The 573-nt window shown below is 67.5% G+C and carries 2 protein-coding genes; both read left to right on the top strand.

What is annotated here, in order from left to right:
* Positions 1-203: DUF881 domain-containing protein (locus ABD323_RS44340; protein ID WP_344447649.1), on the top strand; the 203-nt coding region annotated here is incomplete at its 5' end.
* A 70-nt stretch (positions 204-273) separates the two neighbouring features.
* A complete protein-coding gene (locus tag ABD323_RS44335; protein WP_184916539.1) occupies positions 274-447 on the top strand; it encodes a hypothetical protein in 174 nt (57 codons plus the stop codon).
* Positions 448-573: the final 126 nt, after the last annotated feature.

Genomic DNA, 573 nt, shown 5'->3' with positions numbered 1-573 from the left:
GGGTCTACTCCCCGCCGTACGTGATCAAGGCGGTCGGGAAGACCGACCGGCTGCGGTCCGCGGTCAACGCCGACCCGACCATCGCCAACTACCTCCAGTACGTCGAGGCGTACGGCCTCGGCTGGAAGCTCCAGGAGAGCAACGACCTCGCGGTGCCCGGATACACCGGAACGGTCGACCTGCGCACGGCTTCCGGTCAGTAACGGGACAGCGCACCTGCCCGGCGGGGGCCGCCGTCTACTCTTGACCCCGACCCGAACTCCGAGGAGCACCATGTACGGCTGGATCTGGCGCCATCTGCCGGGGAACGCTGCTGTCCGCGCGGTGCTCGCGCTGCTGCTGGTGCTCGGAGTGGTCTACGTCCTGTTCCAGTTCGTCTTCCCGTGGGCGGAACCATTGCTCCCCTTCGGTGACGTCACGGTGGACGAGGGCAGCGGCGTCGGCTGAGCCGCGTCACCTCCACCGGTCCGACCAGTACCAGCCCAGGAGTAGCGCACCGATGACCGCCGCAGGCAACCCGCCGCGGATCCTCGTGGTGGACAACTACGACAGCTTCGTCTTCAACCTGGTCCA

Source organism: Kitasatospora nipponensis (genome assembly GCF_039528135.1).
Classification (GTDB): domain Bacteria; phylum Actinomycetota; class Actinomycetes; order Streptomycetales; family Streptomycetaceae; genus Kitasatospora; species Kitasatospora nipponensis.
The sequence above is the reverse complement of the archived record's forward strand: the minus strand, read 5'-3'. Positions and strand labels throughout refer to the sequence as shown.

Bases quoted from the DNA above. Each gene is read 5' to 3' on its own strand.
- ABD323_RS44335 (WP_184916539.1), top strand. From the start codon at position 274: ATGTACGGCTGGATCTGGCGCCATCTGCCGGGGAACGCTGCTGTCCGC.